The 21,669-nt window shown below is 46.7% G+C and carries 21 protein-coding genes; 8 read left to right on the forward strand and 13 right to left on the reverse strand.

Features of this window, described 5'->3' with window-relative positions:
* Positions 1 to 4 precede the first annotated feature (4 nt).
* The 6 genes from pilB to yacG all read left to right on the forward strand — a co-directional run bounded on the left by pilB (position 5) and on the right by yacG (position 5,948).
* A complete protein-coding gene (pilB, locus tag SG35_RS24830) occupies positions 5 to 1,705 on the forward strand; it encodes a type IV-A pilus assembly ATPase PilB (RefSeq protein WP_053043441.1) in 1,701 nt (566 codons plus the stop codon).
* 70 nt (positions 1,706 to 1,775) lie between these two features.
* A complete protein-coding gene (locus tag SG35_RS24835) occupies positions 1,776 to 3,017 on the forward strand; it encodes a type II secretion system F family protein (RefSeq protein WP_044835943.1) in 1,242 nt (413 codons plus the stop codon).
* Between the two features lie 51 nt (positions 3,018 to 3,068).
* Positions 3,069 to 3,953: a prepilin peptidase gene (locus SG35_RS24840; protein WP_274055281.1), complete on the forward strand. Its 885-nt coding sequence runs from the start codon at positions 3,069 to 3,071 to the stop codon at positions 3,951 to 3,953.
* 75 nt (positions 3,954 to 4,028) lie between these two features.
* Positions 4,029 to 4,640: a dephospho-CoA kinase gene (coaE, locus tag SG35_RS24845; RefSeq protein WP_044835942.1), complete on the forward strand. Its 612-nt coding sequence runs from the start codon at positions 4,029 to 4,031 to the stop codon at positions 4,638 to 4,640.
* Between the two features lie 231 nt (positions 4,641 to 4,871).
* On the forward strand, positions 4,872 to 5,621 hold the full coding sequence (zapD, locus tag SG35_RS24850; protein ID WP_044835941.1) for a cell division protein ZapD: 750 nt from the start codon (positions 4,872 to 4,874) through the stop codon (positions 5,619 to 5,621).
* A 90-nt stretch (positions 5,622 to 5,711) separates the two neighbouring features.
* Entirely contained in the window at positions 5,712 to 5,948 is a 237-nt protein-coding gene (gene yacG / locus SG35_RS24855) for a DNA gyrase inhibitor YacG (RefSeq protein WP_044835940.1), read from the forward strand.
* A 33-nt stretch (positions 5,949 to 5,981) separates the two neighbouring features.
* Here yacG and mutT read toward each other — a convergent pair whose 3' ends face one another.
* The 3 genes from mutT to SG35_RS24870 form a co-directional block, all read right to left on the reverse strand.
* Positions 5,982 to 6,380: an 8-oxo-dGTP diphosphatase MutT gene (gene mutT / locus SG35_RS24860; protein WP_044835939.1), complete on the reverse strand. Its 399-nt coding sequence runs from the start codon at positions 6,378 to 6,380 to the stop codon at positions 5,982 to 5,984.
* Between the two features lie 196 nt (positions 6,381 to 6,576).
* The gene (secA, locus tag SG35_RS24865) at positions 6,577 to 9,261 is read right to left on the reverse strand and encodes a preprotein translocase subunit SecA (RefSeq protein ID WP_044835938.1); all 2,685 of its coding nucleotides are present in this window, start codon (positions 9,259 to 9,261) and stop codon (positions 6,577 to 6,579) included.
* Positions 9,262 to 9,351: 90 nt separating this feature from the next.
* Entirely contained in the window at positions 9,352 to 10,257 is a 906-nt protein-coding gene (locus SG35_RS24870) for a M23 family metallopeptidase (RefSeq protein WP_044835937.1), read from the reverse strand.
* 58 nt (positions 10,258 to 10,315) lie between these two features.
* Here SG35_RS24870 and SG35_RS24875 point away from each other — a divergent pair, with 58 nt between their 5' ends.
* Together SG35_RS24875 and SG35_RS24880 are read left to right on the forward strand one after the other, a co-directional pair.
* Positions 10,316 to 10,753 carry a DUF721 domain-containing protein gene (locus SG35_RS24875; protein WP_236702714.1) on the forward strand — a complete coding sequence of 146 codons (438 nt, stop codon included), beginning with the start codon at positions 10,316 to 10,318 and terminating at the stop codon, positions 10,751 to 10,753.
* A 100-nt stretch (positions 10,754 to 10,853) separates the two neighbouring features.
* Positions 10,854 to 12,053, forward strand: a complete 1,200-nt coding sequence (locus tag SG35_RS24880; RefSeq protein WP_160298404.1) for a cation:proton antiporter — start codon at positions 10,854 to 10,856, stop codon at positions 12,051 to 12,053.
* Positions 12,054 to 12,261: 208 nt separating this feature from the next.
* On the opposite strand, the gene dapF is transcribed toward SG35_RS24880, so the two are convergent.
* The 10 genes from dapF to SG35_RS24930 all read right to left on the reverse strand — a co-directional run bounded on the left by dapF (position 12,262) and on the right by SG35_RS24930 (position 21,666).
* The gene (dapF, locus tag SG35_RS24885; protein ID WP_201777846.1) at positions 12,262 to 13,089 is read right to left on the reverse strand and encodes a diaminopimelate epimerase; all 828 of its coding nucleotides are present in this window, start codon (positions 13,087 to 13,089) and stop codon (positions 12,262 to 12,264) included.
* Between the two features lie 4 nt (positions 13,090 to 13,093).
* Positions 13,094 to 13,453 carry a RidA family protein gene (locus tag SG35_RS24890; RefSeq protein ID WP_044835935.1) on the reverse strand — a complete coding sequence of 120 codons (360 nt, stop codon included), beginning with the start codon at positions 13,451 to 13,453 and terminating at the stop codon, positions 13,094 to 13,096.
* Between the two features lie 285 nt (positions 13,454 to 13,738).
* On the reverse strand, positions 13,739 to 14,791 hold the full coding sequence (locus SG35_RS24895; protein ID WP_044835934.1) for a hypothetical protein: 1,053 nt from the start codon (positions 14,789 to 14,791) through the stop codon (positions 13,739 to 13,741).
* 111 nt (positions 14,792 to 14,902) lie between these two features.
* Positions 14,903 to 15,499 carry a hypothetical protein gene (locus tag SG35_RS24900; RefSeq protein WP_152646826.1) on the reverse strand — a complete coding sequence of 199 codons (597 nt, stop codon included), beginning with the start codon at positions 15,497 to 15,499 and terminating at the stop codon, positions 14,903 to 14,905.
* Entirely contained in the window at positions 15,496 to 16,422 is a 927-nt protein-coding gene (locus SG35_RS24905) for a hypothetical protein (RefSeq protein ID WP_044835932.1), read from the reverse strand. Before SG35_RS24905 ends, SG35_RS24900 begins: the two co-directional genes overlap by 4 nt.
* A gap of 267 nt (positions 16,423 to 16,689) precedes the next feature.
* On the reverse strand, positions 16,690 to 16,944 hold the full coding sequence (locus SG35_RS24910; RefSeq protein WP_044835931.1) for a SymE family type I addiction module toxin: 255 nt from the start codon (positions 16,942 to 16,944) through the stop codon (positions 16,690 to 16,692).
* 412 nt (positions 16,945 to 17,356) lie between these two features.
* Complete coding sequence (gene lpxC / locus SG35_RS24915) at positions 17,357 to 18,274, reverse strand: UDP-3-O-acyl-N-acetylglucosamine deacetylase (RefSeq protein ID WP_044835930.1); 918 nt, start codon at positions 18,272 to 18,274, stop codon at positions 17,357 to 17,359.
* 143 nt (positions 18,275 to 18,417) lie between these two features.
* Positions 18,418 to 19,587, reverse strand: coding sequence for a cell division protein FtsZ (gene ftsZ / locus SG35_RS24920; RefSeq protein ID WP_044835929.1), 1,170 nt, complete (start codon positions 19,585 to 19,587; stop codon positions 18,418 to 18,420).
* A gap of 76 nt (positions 19,588 to 19,663) precedes the next feature.
* On the reverse strand, positions 19,664 to 20,902 hold the full coding sequence (gene ftsA, locus SG35_RS24925) for a cell division protein FtsA (RefSeq protein ID WP_044835928.1): 1,239 nt from the start codon (positions 20,900 to 20,902) through the stop codon (positions 19,664 to 19,666).
* Positions 20,903 to 20,907: 5 nt separating this feature from the next.
* Positions 20,908 to 21,666 (reverse strand): cell division protein FtsQ/DivIB, encoded by a 759-nt coding sequence (locus SG35_RS24930; RefSeq protein WP_044835927.1) that lies wholly within the window; start codon positions 21,664 to 21,666, stop codon positions 20,908 to 20,910.
* Positions 21,667 to 21,669 lie beyond the last annotated feature (3 nt).

Genomic DNA, 21,669 nt, shown 5'->3' on the forward strand with positions numbered 1-21,669 from the left:
TTTTATGAAAGGACACCATCAACAGTCAAGCTTACTCAGCGCCCTGTCCAAGCACAACTTAGTGCCCGAAGAACTGGTTGATGAAATCAGCGCGACTTTTTTACAGCAAAAAAAGCCGTTTATCCGCTATTTAGTTGAAGATAAAAATTACAATGCCGTCAGCATTGTCAGTATCTTATCCCGCAGTTTTGGTTACCCCCATATAGACTTAAAGAACTTTGACACCTCTCTGGTACCCGAAGGTATCCGCAACGAAAAGCTGATCCACAAACATAATGCCCTGCCGCTTTTTTTACGCGGAAAAGTATTGTTTGTCGCCATGTCAGATCCCACCAATTTAGATGCCCTGGAGGAAATACAATTTAATACCGGCTTTACAACCGAATTGGTGTTAACCGATGAAAACAGCCTGCAAACTTGTATAGACAAGGTACTGGAAGAAGACAGCGAAGCCCTGGGGATTACCGACATTGATGCGGAAGAACTCTCCGATATCGATGTCCAGGAAGAGCGCAAGGAAGACGATGCCGGTGAAGACAAGGACGATGCCCCTATAGTCGTTTATATCAATAAGATCCTATTGGATGCCATCAGAAAGGGGGCCTCTGATTTACACTTCGAACCCTATGAGAAGTCTTACCGCATTCGCTTTCGTATTGACGGCATTTTAAACGAAGTGGCTAAACCCCCGGTAAGCCTTGCGTCACGCATGGCGGCGCGGTTAAAAGTCATGTCGAAACTCGATATTGCCGAGCGCCGCATCCCGCAGGATGGCCGTATCAAGCTCGCCTTATCCAAAAAGAAATCGATCGATTTTCGTGTCAGCACCCTGCCCACCATGTGGGGTGAAAAAATCGTAATGCGTATCCTCGACTCATCCAGCGCCATGTTGGGTATAGAGATGTTAGGCTATGAAGCCGATCAAAAAGAAATCTACCTGGAAGCACTCGCCCGCCCGCAAGGCATGATTTTGGTCACCGGCCCCACCGGCTCGGGTAAAACCGTTTCTTTATACACGGGGCTAAATATCTTAAACACTCAGGAGCGCAATATCTCCACCGCAGAAGATCCGGTTGAAATCAACCTCGAAGGCATCAACCAGGTCCAAATCAATAACAAGGCAGGATTAACCTTCCCCAGCGCCCTGCGCTCTTTTTTAAGGCAAGATCCCGATATTGTCATGGTAGGTGAGATCCGGGATCTCGAAACCGCAGAAATCGCCATTAAGGCTGCGCAAACCGGGCATTTAGTGCTGTCCACCCTGCATACCAACTCTGCTGCAGAAACCCTCACCCGGCTACTGAATATGGGGGTACCTTCTTATAATGTTGCCAGCTCGGTCAGCATTATTATTGCCCAGCGCCTGGCCCGACGCTTATGCAGCCAGTGTAAAACCGAAGAAATGATCCCGGAAGAAGCCCTGCTCAAGCAAGGCTTTACCCCGGAGCAAATAAAAGATATTAAATTGTACAAGGCGGTCGGCTGCGAACAATGTACCGGGGGCTACCGGGGCAGGGTTGGCATTTACGAAGTTATCAGGATCAGCCAGGAAACGGCCAATATCATTATGGCAGGAGGTAACAGCCTGGATATCGCCGCCCAATGTCAGACTGAAGGATTTAATAACTTACGCCAATCAGGCCTGGTCAAGGCCGTGCAGGGCGTAACCAGTTTAGAAGAAGTTAACCGGGTAACAAGCGCATAAGCAAACAGCTAAAAAATCATTTGTTTTACCCGTCTTTATTTAACCAGAACCAGGATAATAAGGTGATCATATGGCGGCGAGTAATGCAAAAGTTCCAGTTCCGAAAGCGCTTGATAGTTTCACCTGGCAAGGAGTCAACCGCAAAGGAAAAAAGGTAAAAGGTGAGTTATCTGCCGCCAGTGTGCTAGAACTTAAAAGCCAACTGAGAAAGCAGGGCATTACTCCCGGGCGCATTAAAAAGAAACCTAAACCCCTGTTTGGCCTTGGTGGCGATAAGCCTATCGTAGCAGCCGATATTGCAGTGATGACCCGGCAAGTAGCAACCATGCTCGGCGCCGGCGTACCTTTGGTGCAAACCATAGAAATGATCGGCAAGGGCCACAATAATGGCAATATGCAAAAGCTATTGGGAGAAATTGGTAATAAACTCCAATCCGGCATCCCGCTTTCAGAATGTTTACGTGAACATCCGCTTTTTTTTGATGAACTATATTGCGACCTTGTCCATTCAGGTGAACAGTCCGGGGCACTGGAAACCATCTATGACCGCATCGCCACCTACAAAGAAAAAGCGGAAGCCCTTAAGGCAAAAATCAAAAAAGCCATGACCTACCCCATTGCCGTGCTGGTGATTGCCACTATCGTTACCTCTATACTATTGATCTTTGTAGTCCCGGTTTTTCAGGATATTTTTGCCGGCTTTGGCGCCGAGCTCCCCGGTTTTACCCTATTTGTCATCGGCATCTCTGAATTTATGCAAAGTTATTGGTACATGATGCTAGCGGCAATATTTATCGGCGGTTTCCTGTTTAAGCGCGCCCATAGAAACAGCCCCAAGCTACGTGATAATGTCGATAAAAATATTTTAAAACTGCCTGTCATCGGGGAATTATTACAAAAAGCCGCCATCGCCCGCTATGCCAGAACCCTATCCACCACCTTTGCAGCCGGGGTACCGTTAATCGACGCCCTGGCATCCGCTGCCGGAGCCTCCGGCAATGCGGTCTTCAGGGATGCCATTTTGGAGATCCGCACCGAAGTTTCTTCCGGCATGCAAATGAATTTGGCCATGCGTAATTGCAGCATTTTCCCCGATATGGTGATCCAGATGGTCGCCATAGGGGAGGAGTCCGGAGCCGTGGATGACATGCTTGCAAAAGTGGCCACGGTATACGAACAGGAAGTCGATAACGCGGTAGATTCATTGACTAGTTTACTTGAGCCTATGATAATGGCGGTTTTAGGGGTGGTGATTGGCGGACTTATCATCGCCATGTATCTGCCTATTTTCCAAATCGGCATGATAGTATAAAGCTGTCGCTAGCAAAGGGCAGGAAAATAATAATCATATAAAGGTAATCCCGTGTTTGATGAGTTCACGTTCCTGTTAACATCCTCCCCCTTATACCTGTACCTGACCGTGGCAGTATTTTCCCTGATGGTAGGCAGCTTTTTAAATGTCGTGATCTACCGCCTGCCTAAAATGCTGGAACACGAATGGTATCTTGAATGCAGGGAGTACCTGGCAGATGAACTGCAAAACAGCCCGGCAAAAACAACCCAGGCAATCACACTGTCATCCCCGGCTTCTACCTGCCCTCACTGTGGTCATGCAATCCGCTTTTATGAAAATATTCCCGTCGTCAGCTGGTTATGGCTGCGGGGAAAATGCAGCCAATGCCAAAAGGCAATTTCCTGGCGTTACCCCCTGGTAGAAACCGCAACCGCCCTGCTCAGTTTAGTCATTGCCATGCATTATGGCGCTTCCTTGCAAACCCTGTTGATGTTGGTACTTACCTGGAGTCTGATTTGCCTGACCATGATAGATCTCGACCATATGATCTTACCGGATCAAATCACCCTCCCCCTGGTTTGGCTGGGATTATTAATCAATATCAGCGGCACTTTTGTACCGCTAGCCGACGCCGTTATCGGCGCTACGGCCGGCTATCTCAGTTTGTTCAGTGTCTTTTGGCTGTTTAAACTGTTAACGGGTAAAGAAGGTATGGGCCAGGGTGACTTTAAACTGTTGGCGGTATTTGGCGCCTGGGCCGGCTGGCAGTTATTGCCTTTGTTGATCTTAATGGCATCCGCCGTCGGTGCCATTATCGGCATCGCCTTGATTGTATTCAAAAACCATCAAAGAGACCAGGCCATCCCGTTCGGCCCCTACCTGGCCGTCGCCGGCTGGATCACTATGTTATGGGGCATGCCGATGTGGCAATGGTACCTGGGACAACTCGGTTAACCCTAGTTGGAATTTAAACACTTTATGCGGCGCAAAAAGCCGCTTTATCATTAAAAATAGTTTGCATGGAAATTTATGTCTGATTATATCATCGGCCTGACCGGCGGCATTGGCAGCGGCAAAACCACTATCGCCAATATGTTTGCCGAACTAGATGTCGCCATCGTTGATGCCGATATTGTCGCCCGGGAAGTTGTCGCCCCGGGTAGCCCAAGCCTGGAAAAAATAGCCCAGCACTTTGGCCCTGAGTTTATCGATAACAACGGCGCACTTAACCGCGCCTTATTGCGTACCCGCATCTTTAATCAACCACAAGATAAGGCCTGGCTAAACCAGTTATTGCACCCGCTAATTCGCCAAAACTTATTAGCGCAGGCCAAACAGGCTCCCGGGGTTTATTGCTTGCTGGTAGCGCCTTTACTTATCGAAAATAACCTTCACAGTCTGGTAGACAGGGTATTGGTTGTCGATGTCTGTGAGCAAACACAACTTGAGCGCACCTTAAGACGCGACACCAGTTCGGCGCAAGAGATAAAATTAATCATCAACAGCCAGGCATCACGTCAGCAAAGGCTCGAAGTTGCTGATGACGTATTTTTAAATGAATCGGAAAACTTAGCACAAGCGCAAAAGCAAGTGGCTGACATACATGGAAAGTACTTACAAATGTTCCGAGAACAGACATAAGTTACCAAGGTCTAACTGAATATAGGTAAAAACGGTTATTGATGATCAGCAGCCGAGGTATTTTGCCAAACCAGTCAGTTAGTGGTAAGTTAACGATCAGGCGGTTTAAACACATTTACTTGCAAATAATCGAAGCAAAAGTACGGTAAAAAGCCAGTTATCTGGAAAAAAATTCGCCATTTTCACTATCTCTGGTTAATATAAGCATATTGGTATTGACAAAGTCTTGTTATGACAACGGTTTTATACGAACATCCACTGAATGAGCGCATTCGCAACTATTTAAAGTTAGAGCAGCTATTTGCTCAAGCTAGTCTCTGTCACCTGCAAAACAATATTCAAACCGGCCACCAGGTTTTTTTCAATGCGTTATTTGCCATCATAGATACCTTAGAGCGCAATGATATCCGCGGCGATCTGATCAAAGATTTGGAAAAGCTGGAGCACAACCTGGGCAAGTGGTTAGATGCCCCGAACATAGATATCAGTGCCATAGAAGTAAACCTGCAACAGACGAAAGGTTTGATCAGTCAATTAAAAGTTACCCCTCCGCTGTGGTGCCAGTTAAAAGACGACAAGTTACTGTCGAGTATCAAACAGAGGTTTGCCATCCAGGGGGGAAGTTCAAGTTTTGATCTGCCGCAATTACAGTTCTGGCTGCATCAACCGGTTGAAAAGATCCAACTAGATACCGAGTACTGGCTGTCTCTGTTAACGCAAATTATCAGCGCCCTGGATTTGGTATTAAAGTTCATCCGGCAAAGGGCGGCATTTGAAGAGATCATCTCGGAAAATGGCTTTTACCAGGCCAACGGCGAAGGGCTGTTGCTGCTGCGAATAAAAGTCCCGCAAAGCGCGGATTATTTCCCCACCGTCAGCGGCAATAAGTTCCGCTACTCCATCCGCTTTATGTTGCCCTGCGAAGAAGCCGGACGCCGTTACTCCAATCAAAGTACCGCCTTTCAATTGGCCCGCTGTTAACAAACGACTCAGGGTTAATTTCGACGGTTAACATAGCCTTCATTTACAGATTTATTTATACTTAACACAAACCCTCTCAATACTATTGTTATGACCTTAAAAGTTCCTTGCCCAACCTGTAAAAAACAAGTTCTCTGGCAGAGTGAAAGCACCTACCGCCCTTTTTGCTCGAAACGTTGCCAATTGATTGATTTGGGTGACTGGGCGGAAGAAAGCAACAAGATTTCACAACCGATCCAGGGACCGGAAGTGATGACCGAAGATATGTTGGATGCGCTGGAAAGCGAGTTTTTACTGCACAACAAATTTTTTGTCGAGCCGGAATAAAACCGGCACTAAGTTATTACCGGGTTATCTTACTTAGCCGAAAAAGTATTGTTTTACCTTATCAACTATGGGCTGGTTGGCATCGGGAAAGTCCACTTCGGATAAAGCACTGACATCCAGCCATTGCTGCTCTTGCCCTTCCTGAGCTTCTGGTTCTCCCTGGAATTGATCAACGAGAAACACTTCCAGTAAGACCTTTTTCACCCCGTAATCATGCTCAATATTAATTAACGGGCTGCAGGCAAGTACATCTATTCCGACTTCCTCCTTGAGCTCACGAGAGAGCGCCTGGGCCACGGTTTCATCACTTTCCACCTTCCCCCCGGGAAATTCCCATTTCCCGGCCATATGGGTGCCTTCAAGGCGCCTGGTAAGGAAAGTTTCCTGTTCACGACAAATAACCCCTACCGCAACATGTACCAACTTGCTCATAAAATTTTCCTTACAACTTATAAAACTTATTTTTTTATCTTAAACATCGCCGTTCTTTCACCTCCATGTGAGCACGGCATTACCTGCAGGGATGCAGGTACTTAGCTTACGTCAGGAACCAGTAAGCTGACCGTGCTTCCTGCATATAAAAATGCCAGTCACTGGACTGGCATTTAATCACTTTGCTAGGTAACGGTTAACTCAGTTTACCGTGACATTGCTTATACTTTTTACCTGAGCCGCAAGGACAAGGCTCATTACGTCCCACCCTTGGCTGTTCCGGCTGCGCGGCAGCTGGGTTATTCACCGACTCGTGGTTAAACTCTTTCGGCACTTCTTCTGCTTTTCTGTGTTGCTCTTCAACCGCTTCAACATCAGATTCCGCCTGAATTTGTACCTTGCTTAAAATACCGATCACGTCATATTTAAGGTTTTCCAGCATCTCAGAGAATAACTCGAAAGATTCACGCTTATATTCCTGCTTAGGATTCTTCTGGGCATAACCGCGCAGGTGAATACCCTGACGCAAGTGATCCATTGCCGACAAGTGTTCCTTCCAGTGCGAGTCCAGGCTTTGCAGCATAACCGCTTTTTCAAACTGACGCAGCACATCGGCGCCGACCTGCTCTTCTTTTGCCTGGTAAGTGCCTTCAAACTCGGCAACAACTTTCTCACGCAAGGTTTCTTCGTGTAACTTTTTATCTTCCTCAAGCCATTTGGCCACAGGTAAAGTGGTATTAAGCTCGCCTTTCAAGCGCTCTTCCAGGCCGGGGACATCCCACATTTCTTCCAGAGATTGCGGCGGAATATGCTGGTCGATAATGCCGTTGATAACATCGCTGCGAATGGCATGTACCACATCTTTAATATCGGCTTCATCCAGCAACTCGTTACGCTGCTCGTAAATCACCTTACGCTGATCATTGGCAACATCATCAAATTCCAATAACTGCTTACGCATATCGAAGTTGCGGCCTTCAACCTTACGCTGGGCGTTTTCGATGCTACGGGTTACCCAGGGATGCTCAATGGCTTCACCATGTTCCATACCCAGTTTACGCATCATGTTGGCGATACGCTCTGAGGCGAAAATACGCATCAGGCCATCTTCCATCGACAGGTAGAAACGGGTTGAACCGGCATCACCCTGACGACCTGAACGGCCTCGTAACTGGTTATCGATACGGCGGGACTCATGACGCTCGGTAGCAACAATATGCAAACCACCCAGTCCTAAGACTTTCTCATGTGCTTCCTGCCACTCGGCTTTCACCTTGGCAATTTGTTCTTCGGTAGGGTTGTTTAACTTGGCAATCATGGCATCAAGGTTACCGCCAAGTACGATATCGGTACCACGACCCGCCATATTGGTGGCGATAGTTACCGCCCCTTCTTTACCGGCATCGGCAACAATTTCTGCTTCCTGTGCGTGGAACTTGGCATTAAGCACCTTATGCTTGATTTTTGCCTTGTTCAGGAACTGGGATAAAAACTCTGAAGTTTCGATACTGATGGTACCCACCAGTACAGGTTGGCCACGCTCAACACAATCTTTAATGTCTTCAAGAATCGCTTCAAATTTCTCTTCCGCGGTCAGGTAGATTAAATCTGCCCGGTCGTCACGGATCATCGCCCGGTTGGTTGGGATGATCACGGTTTCCAGGCCATAAATATGCTGGAATTCGAACGCTTCGGTATCGGCGGTACCTGTCATACCGGATAATTTTTCATAAAGACGGAAGTAGTTCTGGAAAGTAATAGATGCCAGGGTCTGGTTTTCATTCTGGATCTTAACCCCTTCCTTCGCCTCTACCGCCTGATGTAAACCTTCTGACCAGCGACGGCCTTCCATGGTACGTCCGGTGTGCTCATCAACAATAACGATCTCACCTTCTTTAACAATATAATCAACGTCTTTCTGGAACAGTTTATGGGCACGCAAGCCCGCCATCACATGATGCAGCAGGGAAATATTACTGGCAGCAAACAGTGATTCGCCGTCTTTGATCAGGCCTTTTTCCTGCATAATTTCTTCTATGCGCACCTGACCGCGTTCGGTCAAATAGACCTGTTTCGATTTTTCATCTACGGTAAAGTCGCCGGTACTTTCTTCACCTTCTTTATCTTCTTCTTCCTGCTGCTCTAAACCCGGTATTACGGTGTTAACCATGCGGTAAAGTTCAGAGCTGTCTTCCGCCTGTCCGGAAATAATCAAAGGGGTACGGGCTTCATCAATTAAGATGGAGTCGACTTCATCGATAATGGCAAAATTCAGTTTTTTCTGTGCCCGCTCTGACGGCGCAAAGGCCATATTGTCGCGCAGGTAATCGAAACCGAATTCGTTGTTGGTACCGTAGGTGATATCTGCCTGATAAGCTTCCTGCTTATCGGTCGGAGACATGCCCGGGATATTGCAACCTACCGTCATACCAAGGAAAGAAAATAACGGCCGGCTCCAGTCGGCATCACGACGGGCCAGGTAGTCATTGACGGTAATCACGTGAACGCCGTTGCCGGTTAAGGCATTGAGGTAAGCCGGCAAGGTTGCGGTTAAGGTTTTACCTTCACCGGTACGCATTTCGGCGATTTGGCCGTTATGCAGCACCATACCACCTATCATTTGTACATCGAAGTGACGCATACCGAATACACGTTTACTGGCTTCACGCACCACGGCAAAGGCTTCTGGTAAAATATGCTCAAGCGCTTCATTTTTCTCTAAACGCTCTTTAAACTCAGCCGTTTTGTTTTTTAGCTCTTCATCACTCAGCGCTTCAATCACTGGCTCTAAGGCATTTATTTTATTGACTTCTTTTCGCATTTGCTTAAGTAGTCTGTCATTGCGACTACCAAACAGCTTTGTTAATAACTTTACAAACATCTTGTTAAACCATGTAATTGAAGAAAATCTTCATCCTAAAAATAAAGTGATCGGCCAAAGCCGATCACAAAAAACGAATTTTACCAATATTTATTTGGCTTTACGATACACGTACTTAATTGGATTGATCTGGTTACCGTTACGTAAGATTTCATAGTGAACATGAGGACCGGTTGAACGGCCCGTGCTTCCCATCCGGGCAATCACCTGTCCCTTACTGACCACATCACCCACTTTTACCAATAAAGTCTTATTATGCCCGTATCTGGTTTTAAGGCCAGCGCCATGGTCAATTTCAATTAAATTACCATAGCCATATCGCGGTTCGGCCCAGCTTACCACACCCGATGCCGTGGCAATAATCGCAGCATCTTCCTTGCCGGCAAAATCAACCCCTTTATGCATGGCAGGGCGGCCGCTAAAGGGATCCTTGCGCATACCAAAGTAGGAAGACAACCAGCCTTTACTGATTGGTCGACCAGATAAATAACTGCTGTTCTCTATATGGTGTCCCAAAGTCACAGATTCAAGCAATTGCAGCTGTTTTTCTTCACGATTTATTTGCTCGGTCAAATCACCGATGCTTAACAACAAATCTGACAGAGACAAAAACTGGGGATCATCGACCTCAGACAGCGGGCCACCGCTGGGCGGCAACTCGCCAAAATTAAACTCTTTTTCCGGGATATTGGCTTCACTGGCCAACCTGTCCCCCAAAGCATTTAATCTTAACACCTGACTTTGCAACTCGGCTAACCTTAAGGTCAGCGCCATTAACTGCTGCTCATCGGCATGGGAGTTTACCAAATCCTGCTGGTCGAAATCTTGATTTAGCGCGTAATTATTCTGGCTTGGCACTTCATCGGCGGTAAACATTAAGTGAAAAATAACACCCGAGGCCAGGGCAAACGCCGAAACGGCGGAGATCCAATGAAATTTATTCAACTTCATTGAGAATCTTACATTCTTTCCGCGGTACAGTAGTGTTAAACTCATATTAATTTATATTTTCCGATGTCTGAACATGGCGCGTAAGTCAAAAAAACCTGCAGATATGTCAGCTCTGTTCCAATCAACGACAGGCACTTTGGCACAAATTCAACGAAAAACCAACTCTTTGGCAATATTAGCCGATATTGTACGTCAAATTTGCCCCGATCTGCCAGAGGACGTTTGGAAAGTCGCCAACTTTCACTCAAATACTTTGATTATAGAGGTTAAATCTCCGGTCTGGTCACAAAGACTGCAATTTGAGCGCATGAAAATTTGCCGACAATTGCAAATTGAAACCGATAATCAGTTCCAGCAAATCGAGATCAAGGTCAATCCCCACCAGCACAGGCGCTTCCCGACAAAAGAAGCAAAAGACAAGCCGCTAAAATCCCAAGTGTTGTCACAAAAAACCGCCGAGCAATTGCTCGCGGTCGCCGACAACGCCCCCAAAGGCCTGAAAGAAAAGCTGGAAAAACTGGCAAAACACGTTAAAAAATAAACTAAGCTCAAACTTGGGCTGCGGGTATACAGTACATTGCCTCTCCCGGTAAATATAATCCCGGGCGCCAAACCGGTTTACCTTTTCAAGAGGTGTGCTTTTGCAAGAGCTGATCAACAACACGATATCAACAGCCGGTATCTTGGTCACCCTGGGCCTGCTGTTTCTTATCGGCCTGGCAGCCCATGAGACCGGTAAAAGAACCAACATTCCCCGCGTGACCCTGCTACTGCTATTAGGGGCTATTGCCAGCCCTAACGCGCTGGATATCGTTCCCCACCAACTACAAAACTGGTTCCCTGTCGTCAGCCAAATCGCCTTGTGCATGGTGGGATTTTTATTGGGGGAGCAATTTATTTACCGCACCCTGAGTAAATCTGGAAAAATCGTCTGGCTCATCACCGCTTTTGAATCCGTTGCCGCATCAATTTTCGTTTTTCTACTGCTTTATCTGCTCAGTGCTCCGATAATATTAGCCTTATTACTGGCGGGAATAGCCCCGGCAAGTGCCCCGGCAGCCACCATGGACGTGGTGAAAGAAAGTCATTTAAAAGGCCTGTTGCCGGGGACATTACTAAAAGTTGTCGCCATAGACGATGCCTTTGGCATTTTCCTGTTTGCCCTGTGTTTGGCTGCGGCAGAATTTATCAGCGGCTCTCCGGGTCTTTACCTGGGGTTCTTTAAGGCCATCTGGGAAATTCTCGGGGCTATCCTGATAGGGTGTGCCATAGGCTGGCCGATGGCAAAACTTACCGGCCGCTTGTCCTCGGGCGAGCCAACCCTGATTGAAGCTTTGGGTTTTGTATTATTAAACGGCGGGCTTGCCCAGCTATCAGGGGCATCTTACCTTCTATCCAGCATAGTACTGGGGGCGGTCGTCGCCAACTTTGCCCGCCATCATACCCGCCCGTTTCACGCCATAGAAGGCATCAGCACGCCCCTGCTGATCATATTTTTCTTTATGGCGGGTTTTCAATTTGATATCTCGGCATTTTCCCTTATCGGCTACATTGGCGGCGCCTATATCATTTCCCGATCAGCAGGCAAGATTTTAGGAGGCTACTTCGGGGCACAAATAGCGGGCGCAGATAAGATCATCCAAAACCATATCGGCTGGTGCTTGCTGCCCCAGGCAGGCGTCGCCTTGGGATTGGCCTTAATGGCCGCCGAGCGACATCCGGAATATGCATCACAGCTCTTATCTTTATTGGTAGGCACCACCATCATATTTGAATTATTCGGTCCTGTGCTCACCCGTATGGCATTAATCAAGGCAGCTAAAGCAAACAAAGCTGAATAACTCCCCGTCACAAAACCAGACTTGGCAACAGAGCCAATCATCCAGGATATTGTAAGGATTATGAAAGGCCTCAAAAGTAACATTAACAATAAACAGGCAGATATAAAGCTGTTTATTCTAGCTGTCAGTGCAGAGTTTTCCGGCTCAAGTTTTCTTCCCCGGTTCAAGCCCGAACCCAGCATAAAGCTGGCGAACGACAGCAGTTATTTCAAGATAAAGCCTCATCGCACAAGTTACCTTCCGCGATTTTACCAACCGCCCCGGTCATCACGGCATTAAATTGTTTATCCAAAGCTATCTCGATAATCCCTCCGGGCATCTGCACCGAGATATTTTCCCGGCACAAACCAAGACAATAGACAACGGCAGCTGCCGCCACGCTGCTGCTCCCGGACGCCAGGGTATAACCGGCCCCCCGCTCCCATATTTCGATCTGTATCTGCTCTTGTCCCAAGACTTTAACAAACTGAACATTTGTCCTGTTGTTAAACCTCGGCTGACACTCAATAAGCGGGCCGTACTTCCTGGCCACGTCAGGAGATAATTCGTCAACTAAAATAACGCAGTGTGGATTACCGACATCTGCCCGGTAACCGATAAAAGCTTTATCTGATGCCTGAATATTTTCCGCTGTTGCCATAAGACAATTAGGCGCATCATGGTTAAAGGAGACTTGCCCCATCTCGACCGTAACCGACTTTCCCGATGACGACACGGATGCACGAACAACACCTCCCGGCGTTTCAATCAAAAAAGGCTCATTGGAGACTAATTTTCGGTCCCAAAGGTAACGGGAAAATATCCGCAAACCATTGCCGCTTTTTTCCGCTTCACTGCCGTCGGGATTAAAAATCTTCAAGGAAAAATCACCGTTTCTTCCCGGTAAAGGCCCAAAAAGTACGCCGTCTGAGCCTATACCGTAATGACGGTGACATAAGGTGATAACTTCACTTTCGCTCGGCTGCTGCTCGACATCTTTCGGGTCAACCATCAGGTAATCATTGCCCAGGGCATGATATTTAGTAAATTTTATCATCTGGTTATTTAGCGGTGTCGCGTACCGCAGTAACTGTCACTTCAATTAAAACATCCCCTTCAAGGGTAACCCCAAGGCAGGCCCTTTGCGGCCAATGCTGCGGCCCAGTACCCAGCCAGGCCTGCCAAACCGCATCCATTTTTCCCTTGTCCTGCATATTGGCGATATAAACCTGGGCAGAGACAATGCGGCTTTTATCCGAAGCCATTTCAAGCAAGTTGTTCTCAATTGTTTCAAGGGTCAGCCGGGTTTGTTCTTCGATGCCAACATTCGTATCGGATGAGGTTGCCACAGTCCATACCAGATCTTTATAGGCTGAGGATTTATTTCTACCGGGATAGATCCCAGGTTTTCTTTCGATCATAAGAGGTTATTCGTTTATTAACACGAAGCGGAAAAATATCATATTTACATGAAAGGGCATGATTTTATTTGTATCAAACTGTCAATGGCAGACAAAAAACCTCAGAGCCGTAAATATGCCCGGCTCTTGAATTTGTTTTGCTCTCCCCTGCCACAATTCAATATCAGCAGTGCCAACGCAATACATTGAGGTCGGAGTAAATGCTAACTTACAAACTTATAGGGTAAAACTTTGAAATTAAAGCTGGGCCTCTATACCAGCTAATTGAGGCCCAATAGGTTAATGCTATTTGGCAAACTTTTTTAATAACCTGGGACTCACAGGCGTACCGTGGCCTAAGTGTTTAGGATGCACACAAACAGGGTTTGGGTATTTGGCAAAAATAACATTGCCCATACCGTAGATATACTTGTACACCAATTTGCCATACTTCCCCTGCGGCCCGGAGTTTTGCCGCCCGGAAGCTTCCACCAAGCGGATTTTCTGGCGAAGGTAATTTAACAGCTCCCGGCTTTCATAATCATGGGCAGGTAAGCCATGGTTGCGCCTTAATGCCCGTAAGGCCGTCAATTTATCGGCCGCCGTAGTATTCTGCTCGGCAGTCACTAAAGCAATAACAAAGTTCGCTTTGGCGCCACCGGCATTTAAAAAAAGGTTTCGATTTTGGTTCCACCAGGCAATAGATTGTATTACCCCCACCTCCTGACTGATGGCCTGGTTATCTAATGTGCCCTGAATCGCCAATTCGGTTTGCACTTCAGACTTACCGGTTACCGTATTAAAGCTAAGCTCACCGGTTCTGGCGGTCATACGAACCGAACGATTCGGGCTGATACGCTGGTACAGCTTATAGGCAAAACTGTCGGTCCAGTCGATGAGATCCAAGTTCTCATGATCAAGGCGGTAATTTGAACTGCGCGCGCCAAAACACATCACCAAACTAAAATTATACTGCACATTGGGAACAAACAAGGTAAGCAACAAGTTTGCTAGCTGCTGATAGCTAACATGTTCATCGGGACGTCGGCCTAAGGTTGAACGGATCAAGCCATAGTTAACGCTGGTCATGGGGCCGTGAATGGAAAGCATGACTTGAGTGGCCCCCTGGCACAGGTTCTTTATTTTAGTCCGGTCGGTACCAAAGTCAGGATAATGGGCCCCCGTGGTAAACGCCCGGTAAAAGTCCACCATATCAATTTCAGTGACTTGCTCGGTTTTCTTTACATGATAATTTTTAAATCTAACGGAAGGGTTCTTAATTCTTAGCGCGGTAACGGCTTTATGACCGTCAACACCTAAATCATCAGACATATTCAAAAAGACGATTTTCTTGGGCATTGACTCTCCTTTTCACTGAAGTAGATGACATCCGTAAAACATTATACTTAAAGGAGAAATCTATACTAGAGAATGTTGCTGCTTCGTATTTACTAAAGCCTGCAACTCAAACTAATACTGAGAAAAACGTTTTGAATATGCTGCCAGCTTTTCACGTACCTTACCCTCTACTTCGGGTATTGTGGGCCTGTTAGCTAACCTTTCCTGCTCTGAAATCCATGCTAAAACCTCACCGCTGACAATATTGCTACTTTTGACACAGTATTGCGGCATTATCACCCAAATATCTGGCGTTCCGGCCCTGTGCTCTGAGTAATCATAACAGTAACTATACCCCTGACTTTCAAGGTAGGATGATGATATAAATTCAAAAAGTATTCTGGAAAGAATCAAACCTACAGCCAACAAAAAAAAAGATTTAAACCCGACAGATACTTTTTTATCCGTCATTTTACCAACCAATCTTAAATAAAAAGCAGTAGTTAATAATCCGAAAATCGCCACAATAAAAGGCACTGAAAAGGTTAACGGCCACACTTCCACAAATATTGATTTTGAAGAGAGTTTATCAAAGTTATCAATAACATCACCCAACTCAGCAATAAATACACCTGAAATAGCTAAACAAAACAATATACCACTAATTAAGGCCAACTTATATTTATTACCTTTAGGCTCTTCAAGATAAGTACTATTGCCTGACATCATAAACCTCTAAATTGGGGGACTGCAAAAAGACGATGCATGAAGCCAAACGGATCTTCATTCGACTGCTTATGTATTTGACTTATCTTATTTTTAGCAGCTGAAATTTTCTCATCAAAATTAGCTTCCGCCTGCCTCAATATGTGAGCAAATTGCAAGGTCAACTTATTCGAATCTATTAGCACATTAGCGCCATACGCAATCATAGAACCAATAAGCACGACCGCAATTAATGGCCCTATAGTAACCATAGTAGCCGTTCCCACAGCCATAGATACTAAGCCAGCAGCAATCGCTGTACTACTCAGGGCTATCGATGCATCAACAGCAACACCGGCGACAAAATAATGCCATGTTTTTTCTTCATCAAGTAACTGCTCTATAGAATGAAACGCTGCAGAAACAATCAAAGAAATAATAAAACCGCCCTTTATTGAATTCATTGCACCTAGCTTACCAACACCTAGTTGAATCACTTTAGGGTTGTTTGCCAAATAACGCGTGCCAGTTAAGTGCTGCCTAAGGGCGGGATAACCTTTAAAGATTATATGAGCTTTACCAGAATATGTTTTCACCTGGTACTTAGAAAACATACTACCACTACGTTGCATCTCAGCAGCTAATACAGATAACGCTTTGACATCCAACGCCACAGGAATGTAACTACTCAACCCCTTAAAGCTATTCCGCTTTTCTTGCCAATGCTGATTTAGACGAGCATCATTTACCTGCAGAACAACCCAATCCATTGCCTGCAAGTCTGTTAGCCCTTGTAATTTTTTAACACTTAGTACGAGTTCTATGAACTCCTGACTATTCATTTGTATAAAAGTATGCTGATTGGCGGCTAACAGATCGGCAATTTGATATTGGCGTTGCAATTCCTTTGCAGTAAGCGAGCCTTGAGATAGGTGGTTATTTGCCATGTATAGTTCCTTTATACCATGTGAAATACTTTATAAAAGGTAAGTTAACTCCTGCGAAATAACAACCGCCATTTAACTGAATAATTTGCAAAAGTTAAAAATCTGCAGTCAAAAAAGACAGTTTCAGGAAGAATAAATTCCCCCCAAAAAACCTCTTCCAGCGAGTAAAGCAACGGCACCTAACTTGAGGTGCAGCTACTTTACTTTTATTAACAATTGCTCAGTCTACCTCTAAATTTATTCCTCAATGAAGGAGTTTGAACAAGACTATTTAGGGGTGATAACCATCCTTTCTTGATTAATCTCAATACTGACCTTTTGACCGATAGGAAAACCGGCCTGTCTGAGCCATTTTCCCCTGAGGACAATACAAGGTTCAAGACTAACAGGTGCATAGCTAATGCCTATGCCGCGGATTTTTGAGGGCGACTCGCATACCGTTTCAAGTACAGTAAACTGCCGATAAATGGGATATTTTACTTTTGCAGAGGCTGGCTCTGACGTATCATGATATTCAGCCATGACGTACTCCGTTGAAGTTCGTTGTGGTTAGCGACCTCTGAGTGTTCGCGCACTTAGGGGTTGCGACTTTGGTTGCTGCCTTTTTATCAGCAGCTAGTGATAAAAAATACTGAAATGAGTGCTCTCCTCTTTCACTGGATAGCACTATTAATAAAGACCTCTTTGCTGGTTAAATCAACGGCAAGAGGTCTTTTTTTGAAATGCATTAAGACGGGTTTGTAAGTTATGGTTTACTTCATATCTAATGAAGGCTTTAGGCTGAATAAACAGGGGAAATAATGTCACTCTGCTTATATCTAAGTTTCAAAAAATAAGACTCGGCCCTGTCAGGTGTTAAAAAATAGCCCAAATCTACAGACACAAAAAAACCGGTCAATCGACCGGTTTTGATATTCAAATTCTTGGTGGAATTTTAAAATGCCGAAGGGCTGGTTTCCATATAGGCGATAGGCGCTTTGGCTTCATCTTCGTAAGTCACCCATTCCCAGCAGTCAACCTGTTTGAATACTTCACGAAGCAGCATATTGTTCAGGGCATGGCCCGATTTAAAGGCGTTTAACTCGCCTAATATGCTGGTGCCACCCATATACAAGTCGCCGATGGCATCAAGGATCTTGTGCTTCACGAATTCGTCATCATAACGCAGATCGTCTTTGTTGAGCATGCGGTACTCATCGAGTACGATGGCGTTTTCCAAACTGCCGCCTAAGGCCAGGTTATGGGAGCGTAAAAACTCGATATCCTTCATAAAACCGAAGGTTCTGGCACGGCTGATTTCTTTGATAAAAGAGCAGGTAGAAAAGTCCATGCTCATTTGCTGACAGGTATTGGCAATTACCGGGTGGTTGAACTCGATGGCAAAGTTCACGCGGAAACCTTCATAAGGTTTCAGCTCAGCCCATTTATCGCCTTCTTCAACGCGAATGGTCTTTTTAATGCGGATAAAACGCTTAGACACATTTAAGGTTTCAATACCTACAGACTGGATCAGGTAGACAAAAGGTAAGGCGCTACCGTCCATGATCGGAATTTCCGGAGAATCGACATCGATAATCAGGTTATCTATGCCTAAACCGGCAACCGCGGAAAGCAGGTGCTCAACGGTGGAAACCTGAACACCATCTTCATTGATTAGACAGGTACACAGCGTTGTTTCGCCCACGGCTTCCGGAGTCGCAGGAATATCAACAACAGGATCGAGATCGACCCGGCGGAATACAATACCGGTGTTTGCCTGCGCAGGACGGAGAGTGACCTGCACTTTTTCACCTTTATGTAAGCCAACACCTATTGCTGAAACGCTTTCTTTGATTGTACGTTGTTTAATCATCAAATTGCCTTTTTCTTAAGTTTCACATGTTTACACAAATGTATAGACAAGCAAAAATCAAATATTATCCAGCCACCTGTTAAGTGGCGACATAATATACCAAAAAATCCCTCTAATATCAAAGATCCGCAATTGTAAGGAAATTAGTCTGCCTGTTTACGCAAGAAAGCAGGAATATCCAGATAATTATCCAAGTCGGCCGCAGTGGTCTTCACCGGTGCTGCCTGGGCATTTGCTTCCGGCATAGGGGCAGCCGCCACACCCGCTTCAACCTGAGGGCTGGCAGAGTAATCTGCGCCTACCACTTGTTGCTCAACCTGAGGTGCAGGGTTCACTAAGGTAATGTCAGGCTTGCGCTCGGCGCCGATGCCGGTGGCAACTACGGTTACCCGCAGGTCTTCTGTCATTTCTGGGTCGATTACCGCACCAACCACTACAGTCGCATTTTCAGAAGCAAACGCCTTAACCGCGTTACCAACGGTTTCGAATTCATCGATGGTGATGTCCATACCGGCAGTAATGTTTACCAGGATACCGCGGGCACCGGCTAAATCGACATCTTCAAGTAACGGACTTGAGATAGCCGCTTCTGCCGCTTCTTCGGCGCGGTCCGGACCTGAAGCCAGGCCTGAGCCCATCATGGCAGTACCCATTTCCGACATTACCGTGCGCACGTCGGCGAAATCCACGTTAATTAAACCTGGACGGGTAATAAGCTCGGCAATACCTTGAACCGCACCTAACAATACGTTGTTGGCGGCTTTAAAGGCGTCAAGCAAGCTGGTGCCCGGGCCTAATACCTTCAATAACTTTTCATTGGGGATAGTGATCAAAGAATCAACACTTTTCGCCAAAAACTCTACGCCCTGATCGGCATAGTTCATACGTTTTTTCCCTTCGAACGGGAACGGCTTAGTCACCACGGCTACGGTCAAAATGCCCATTTCTCTGGCCACTTCGGCAACCACAGGCGCAGCACCGGTACCGGTACCACCGCCCATACCGGCAGCGATAAACACCATATCGGCACCTTGCAGGGTCTGACGGATAGTTTCTCTGTCTTCTTCTGCAGCCTTACGGCCAATTTCAGGGTTAGCGCCGGCGCCAAGCCCTTTGGTAACATCGGCACCTAGTTGCAAAGTAACATCCGCAGACGAGTTACGCAGCGCCTGTGAATCGGTATTTGCCGTGGTAAATTCAACCCCTTCAATGGTCTGGCTTACCATGTGCTCTACTGCGTTACCGCCACCGCCGCCGACACCGACAACTTTAATGACCGCTTCTTCGTTGTGATCTTCCATCAATTCAAACATATCTCTCTCTCCGTTTTTGTTAAAACGTATTCCACCAAAACTAAAAATTTACTGTTAACGCCAAGGGGCATTAACGCTAAAACTCGCCTTTAAACCAGGCATGGATGCGGGACCAGAGATCCCCCACCCCCTCTACATTATTCTTCTTAAGCGGCTTAGCTACCGCATTGGCCTGCTTGCCGTAACGTAATAAGCCGACAACCGTGGCATAAGCCGGGTCATCCACATATTCTTTTAATCCTTCAACATCTATCGGGCTGGCGATACGCACCGGCATCTGGAATACCTCTTCGGCAAACTCCACCACACCTTCCATTTTCGCGGTACCGCCGGTAAAGACATAACCCGCTGCTATCTGTTCATCCAGGCCGCATTTGCGCAATTCTTCCTGTACCAGCTCAAATAACTCATGGTACCTGGGCTCCACCACTTCCGATAAGGTATGACGTGACATAGAGCGCGCCGGACGTCCGCCGACACTGGGCACTTCAATATTCTCTTCCATGCTGACCATGTCTTTTAACGCGCAGGCATACTGTACCTTGATTTCTTCGGCGTGGCTCAGCGGCGTACGGAATATCTTGGCGATATCACTGGTCACCTGATTACCGGCCACCGGGATTACCGCGGTATGACGCAAGGCGCCGCCGGTAAAGACCGAAATATCCATGGTACCCGCGCCCATATCCACCACGCAAATGCCTAATTCTTTTTCATCATCGGTGAGTACCGCATAACTTGACGCCAACGCTGAGAAAATCAGCTGGTCGGCTTCAAGATTGCAGCGCTCGACACATTTAACTATGTTCTTGGCCATATCGTTGGCACAGGTCACGATATGGACTTTGGCTTCCATCCGCACCCCGGACATACCAATAGGGCTCTTGATGCCGTCCTGACAGTCGATACTGTATTCCTGCGGCAAAACGTGCAGCATACGGCGCTCGGCGGAAATAGGCACAGAGCGGGCGGTATGGATCACATTATCCACATCTTCCTGGTTCACTTCCTTGTCATTGATCGGCACCATGCCGTTTTCGTTTTGACAAAGGATGTGCTTACCGGATATGCCCAAGTAGATTGAGCTGATACGGCAATCCGCCATCAGCTCGGCTTCATTAATGGCCTTTTGTACCGACTCTATTACCAGGTTAAGGTCGTTGACGCCGCCCTTATCCATGCCCCGTGCCGGCTGGTTGCCCACCCCGACGATACTTAAATTATTGTCAGGCGTCACTTCGCCCACCGCGACCGATATTTTCGATGTGCCGATATCTAATCCAACAACTAATTTTCTTTCTGCTACTTTCGACATTCAGATTAAGCTCTTTGTTTATCGGCTGCAGGCTTCCACCCGACAGCAACTCCGGTATCATAACGCAAATCGATGTAATCAACCTGCTGATTTTCTTCTTTTTTCTGTTTTATTTGCGGATATACGTCCATAAAACGCTGAATTCGTTCAACCCGCTCTTCCCGGCCCAGGTTTAAAACCACGCCGTCATTTAAGGTCAGCTGCCAGGAAAAACGCTCCGACAGCATCAGCTCAGCTATCGCCAGGCCGCGAAATTCCAGCAAGGCGTTTAAATTTCTAAAATTGTCCAAAGCGACAATTTCACTGCCTTCCGGCCCGTAAAACTGCGGCAAAGGCGACGTTAACCGCCCGGTATCCGCCTGAAACGCTTTGCCTTCGCGGTTAATTAAAAAATCACCGTTCCACAGCGCCACCGGCGTCTGGTCCACCACATAAATTTTCAGTTCGTTCGGCCACTGCTTACGCACCGATACCGAATAGACCCAGGGCAGCGTCATGATCTGCTGCTGCACCCGGTTGACATCCACCTGGAAAAAGTTGCCCATGTCGATATCGTCTATCGCCGTTAAAATATCCTGGCGATTGGTATAGGGCATCTCACCGCCAATGGCCAAAGTGGTCACCGGCGCACTTTCCTCGGCGTTGACCTCCTGGCTGATATACCAGCTGAGATAAAGCAGGCCAACCACGACCACAACAAAAAACACCACCCCGGACCAAAAGGACCAGTTGATGTCTTTTATTTGTCCGGCCGCTTTTGCCATCGC

Origin of the sequence: Thalassomonas actiniarum (assembly GCF_000948975.2) — a bacterium.
GTDB classification, from domain to species: Bacteria; Pseudomonadota; Gammaproteobacteria; order Enterobacterales; family Alteromonadaceae; genus Thalassomonas; species Thalassomonas actiniarum.

Coding starts and splice junctions, on each gene's coding strand:
- SG35_RS24900 (WP_152646826.1), bottom strand. CDS start 15,499: ATGATGTCAGGCAATAGTACTTATCTTGAAGAGCCTAAAGGTAATAAA.
- SG35_RS24895 (WP_044835934.1), bottom strand. CDS start 14,791: ATGCCCAAGAAAATCGTCTTTTTGAATATGTCTGATGATTTAGGTGTT.
- dapF (WP_201777846.1), bottom strand. CDS start 13,089: ATGATAAAATTTACTAAATATCATGCCCTGGGCAATGATTACCTGATG.
- SG35_RS24905 (WP_044835932.1), bottom strand. CDS start 16,422: ATGGCAAATAACCACCTATCTCAAGGCTCGCTTACTGCAAAGGAATTG.
- mutT (WP_044835939.1), bottom strand. CDS start 6,380: ATGAGCAAGTTGGTACATGTTGCGGTAGGGGTTATTTGTCGTGAACAG.
- lpxC (WP_044835930.1), bottom strand. CDS start 18,274: ATGATTAAACAACGTACAATCAAAGAAAGCGTTTCAGCAATAGGTGTT.
- SG35_RS24875 (WP_236702714.1), top strand. CDS start 10,316: ATGTCAGCTCTGTTCCAATCAACGACAGGCACTTTGGCACAAATTCAA.
- coaE (WP_044835942.1), top strand. CDS start 4,029: ATGTCTGATTATATCATCGGCCTGACCGGCGGCATTGGCAGCGGCAAA.
- secA (WP_044835938.1), bottom strand. CDS start 9,261: ATGTTTGTAAAGTTATTAACAAAGCTGTTTGGTAGTCGCAATGACAGA.
- ftsA (WP_044835928.1), bottom strand. CDS start 20,902: ATGTCGAAAGTAGCAGAAAGAAAATTAGTTGTTGGATTAGATATCGGC.
- SG35_RS24890 (WP_044835935.1), bottom strand. CDS start 13,453: ATGATCGAAAGAAAACCTGGGATCTATCCCGGTAGAAATAAATCCTCA.
- SG35_RS24870 (WP_044835937.1), bottom strand. CDS start 10,257: ATGAGTTTAACACTACTGTACCGCGGAAAGAATGTAAGATTCTCAATG.
- SG35_RS24930 (WP_044835927.1), bottom strand. CDS start 21,666: ATGGCAAAAGCGGCCGGACAAATAAAAGACATCAACTGGTCCTTTTGG.
- yacG (WP_044835940.1), top strand. CDS start 5,712: ATGACCTTAAAAGTTCCTTGCCCAACCTGTAAAAAACAAGTTCTCTGG.
- ftsZ (WP_044835929.1), bottom strand. CDS start 19,587: ATGTTTGAATTGATGGAAGATCACAACGAAGAAGCGGTCATTAAAGTT.
- SG35_RS24910 (WP_044835931.1), bottom strand. CDS start 16,944: ATGGCTGAATATCATGATACGTCAGAGCCAGCCTCTGCAAAAGTAAAA.
- pilB (WP_053043441.1), top strand. CDS start 5: ATGAAAGGACACCATCAACAGTCAAGCTTACTCAGCGCCCTGTCCAAG.
- zapD (WP_044835941.1), top strand. CDS start 4,872: ATGACAACGGTTTTATACGAACATCCACTGAATGAGCGCATTCGCAAC.
- SG35_RS24835 (WP_044835943.1), top strand. CDS start 1,776: ATGGCGGCGAGTAATGCAAAAGTTCCAGTTCCGAAAGCGCTTGATAGT.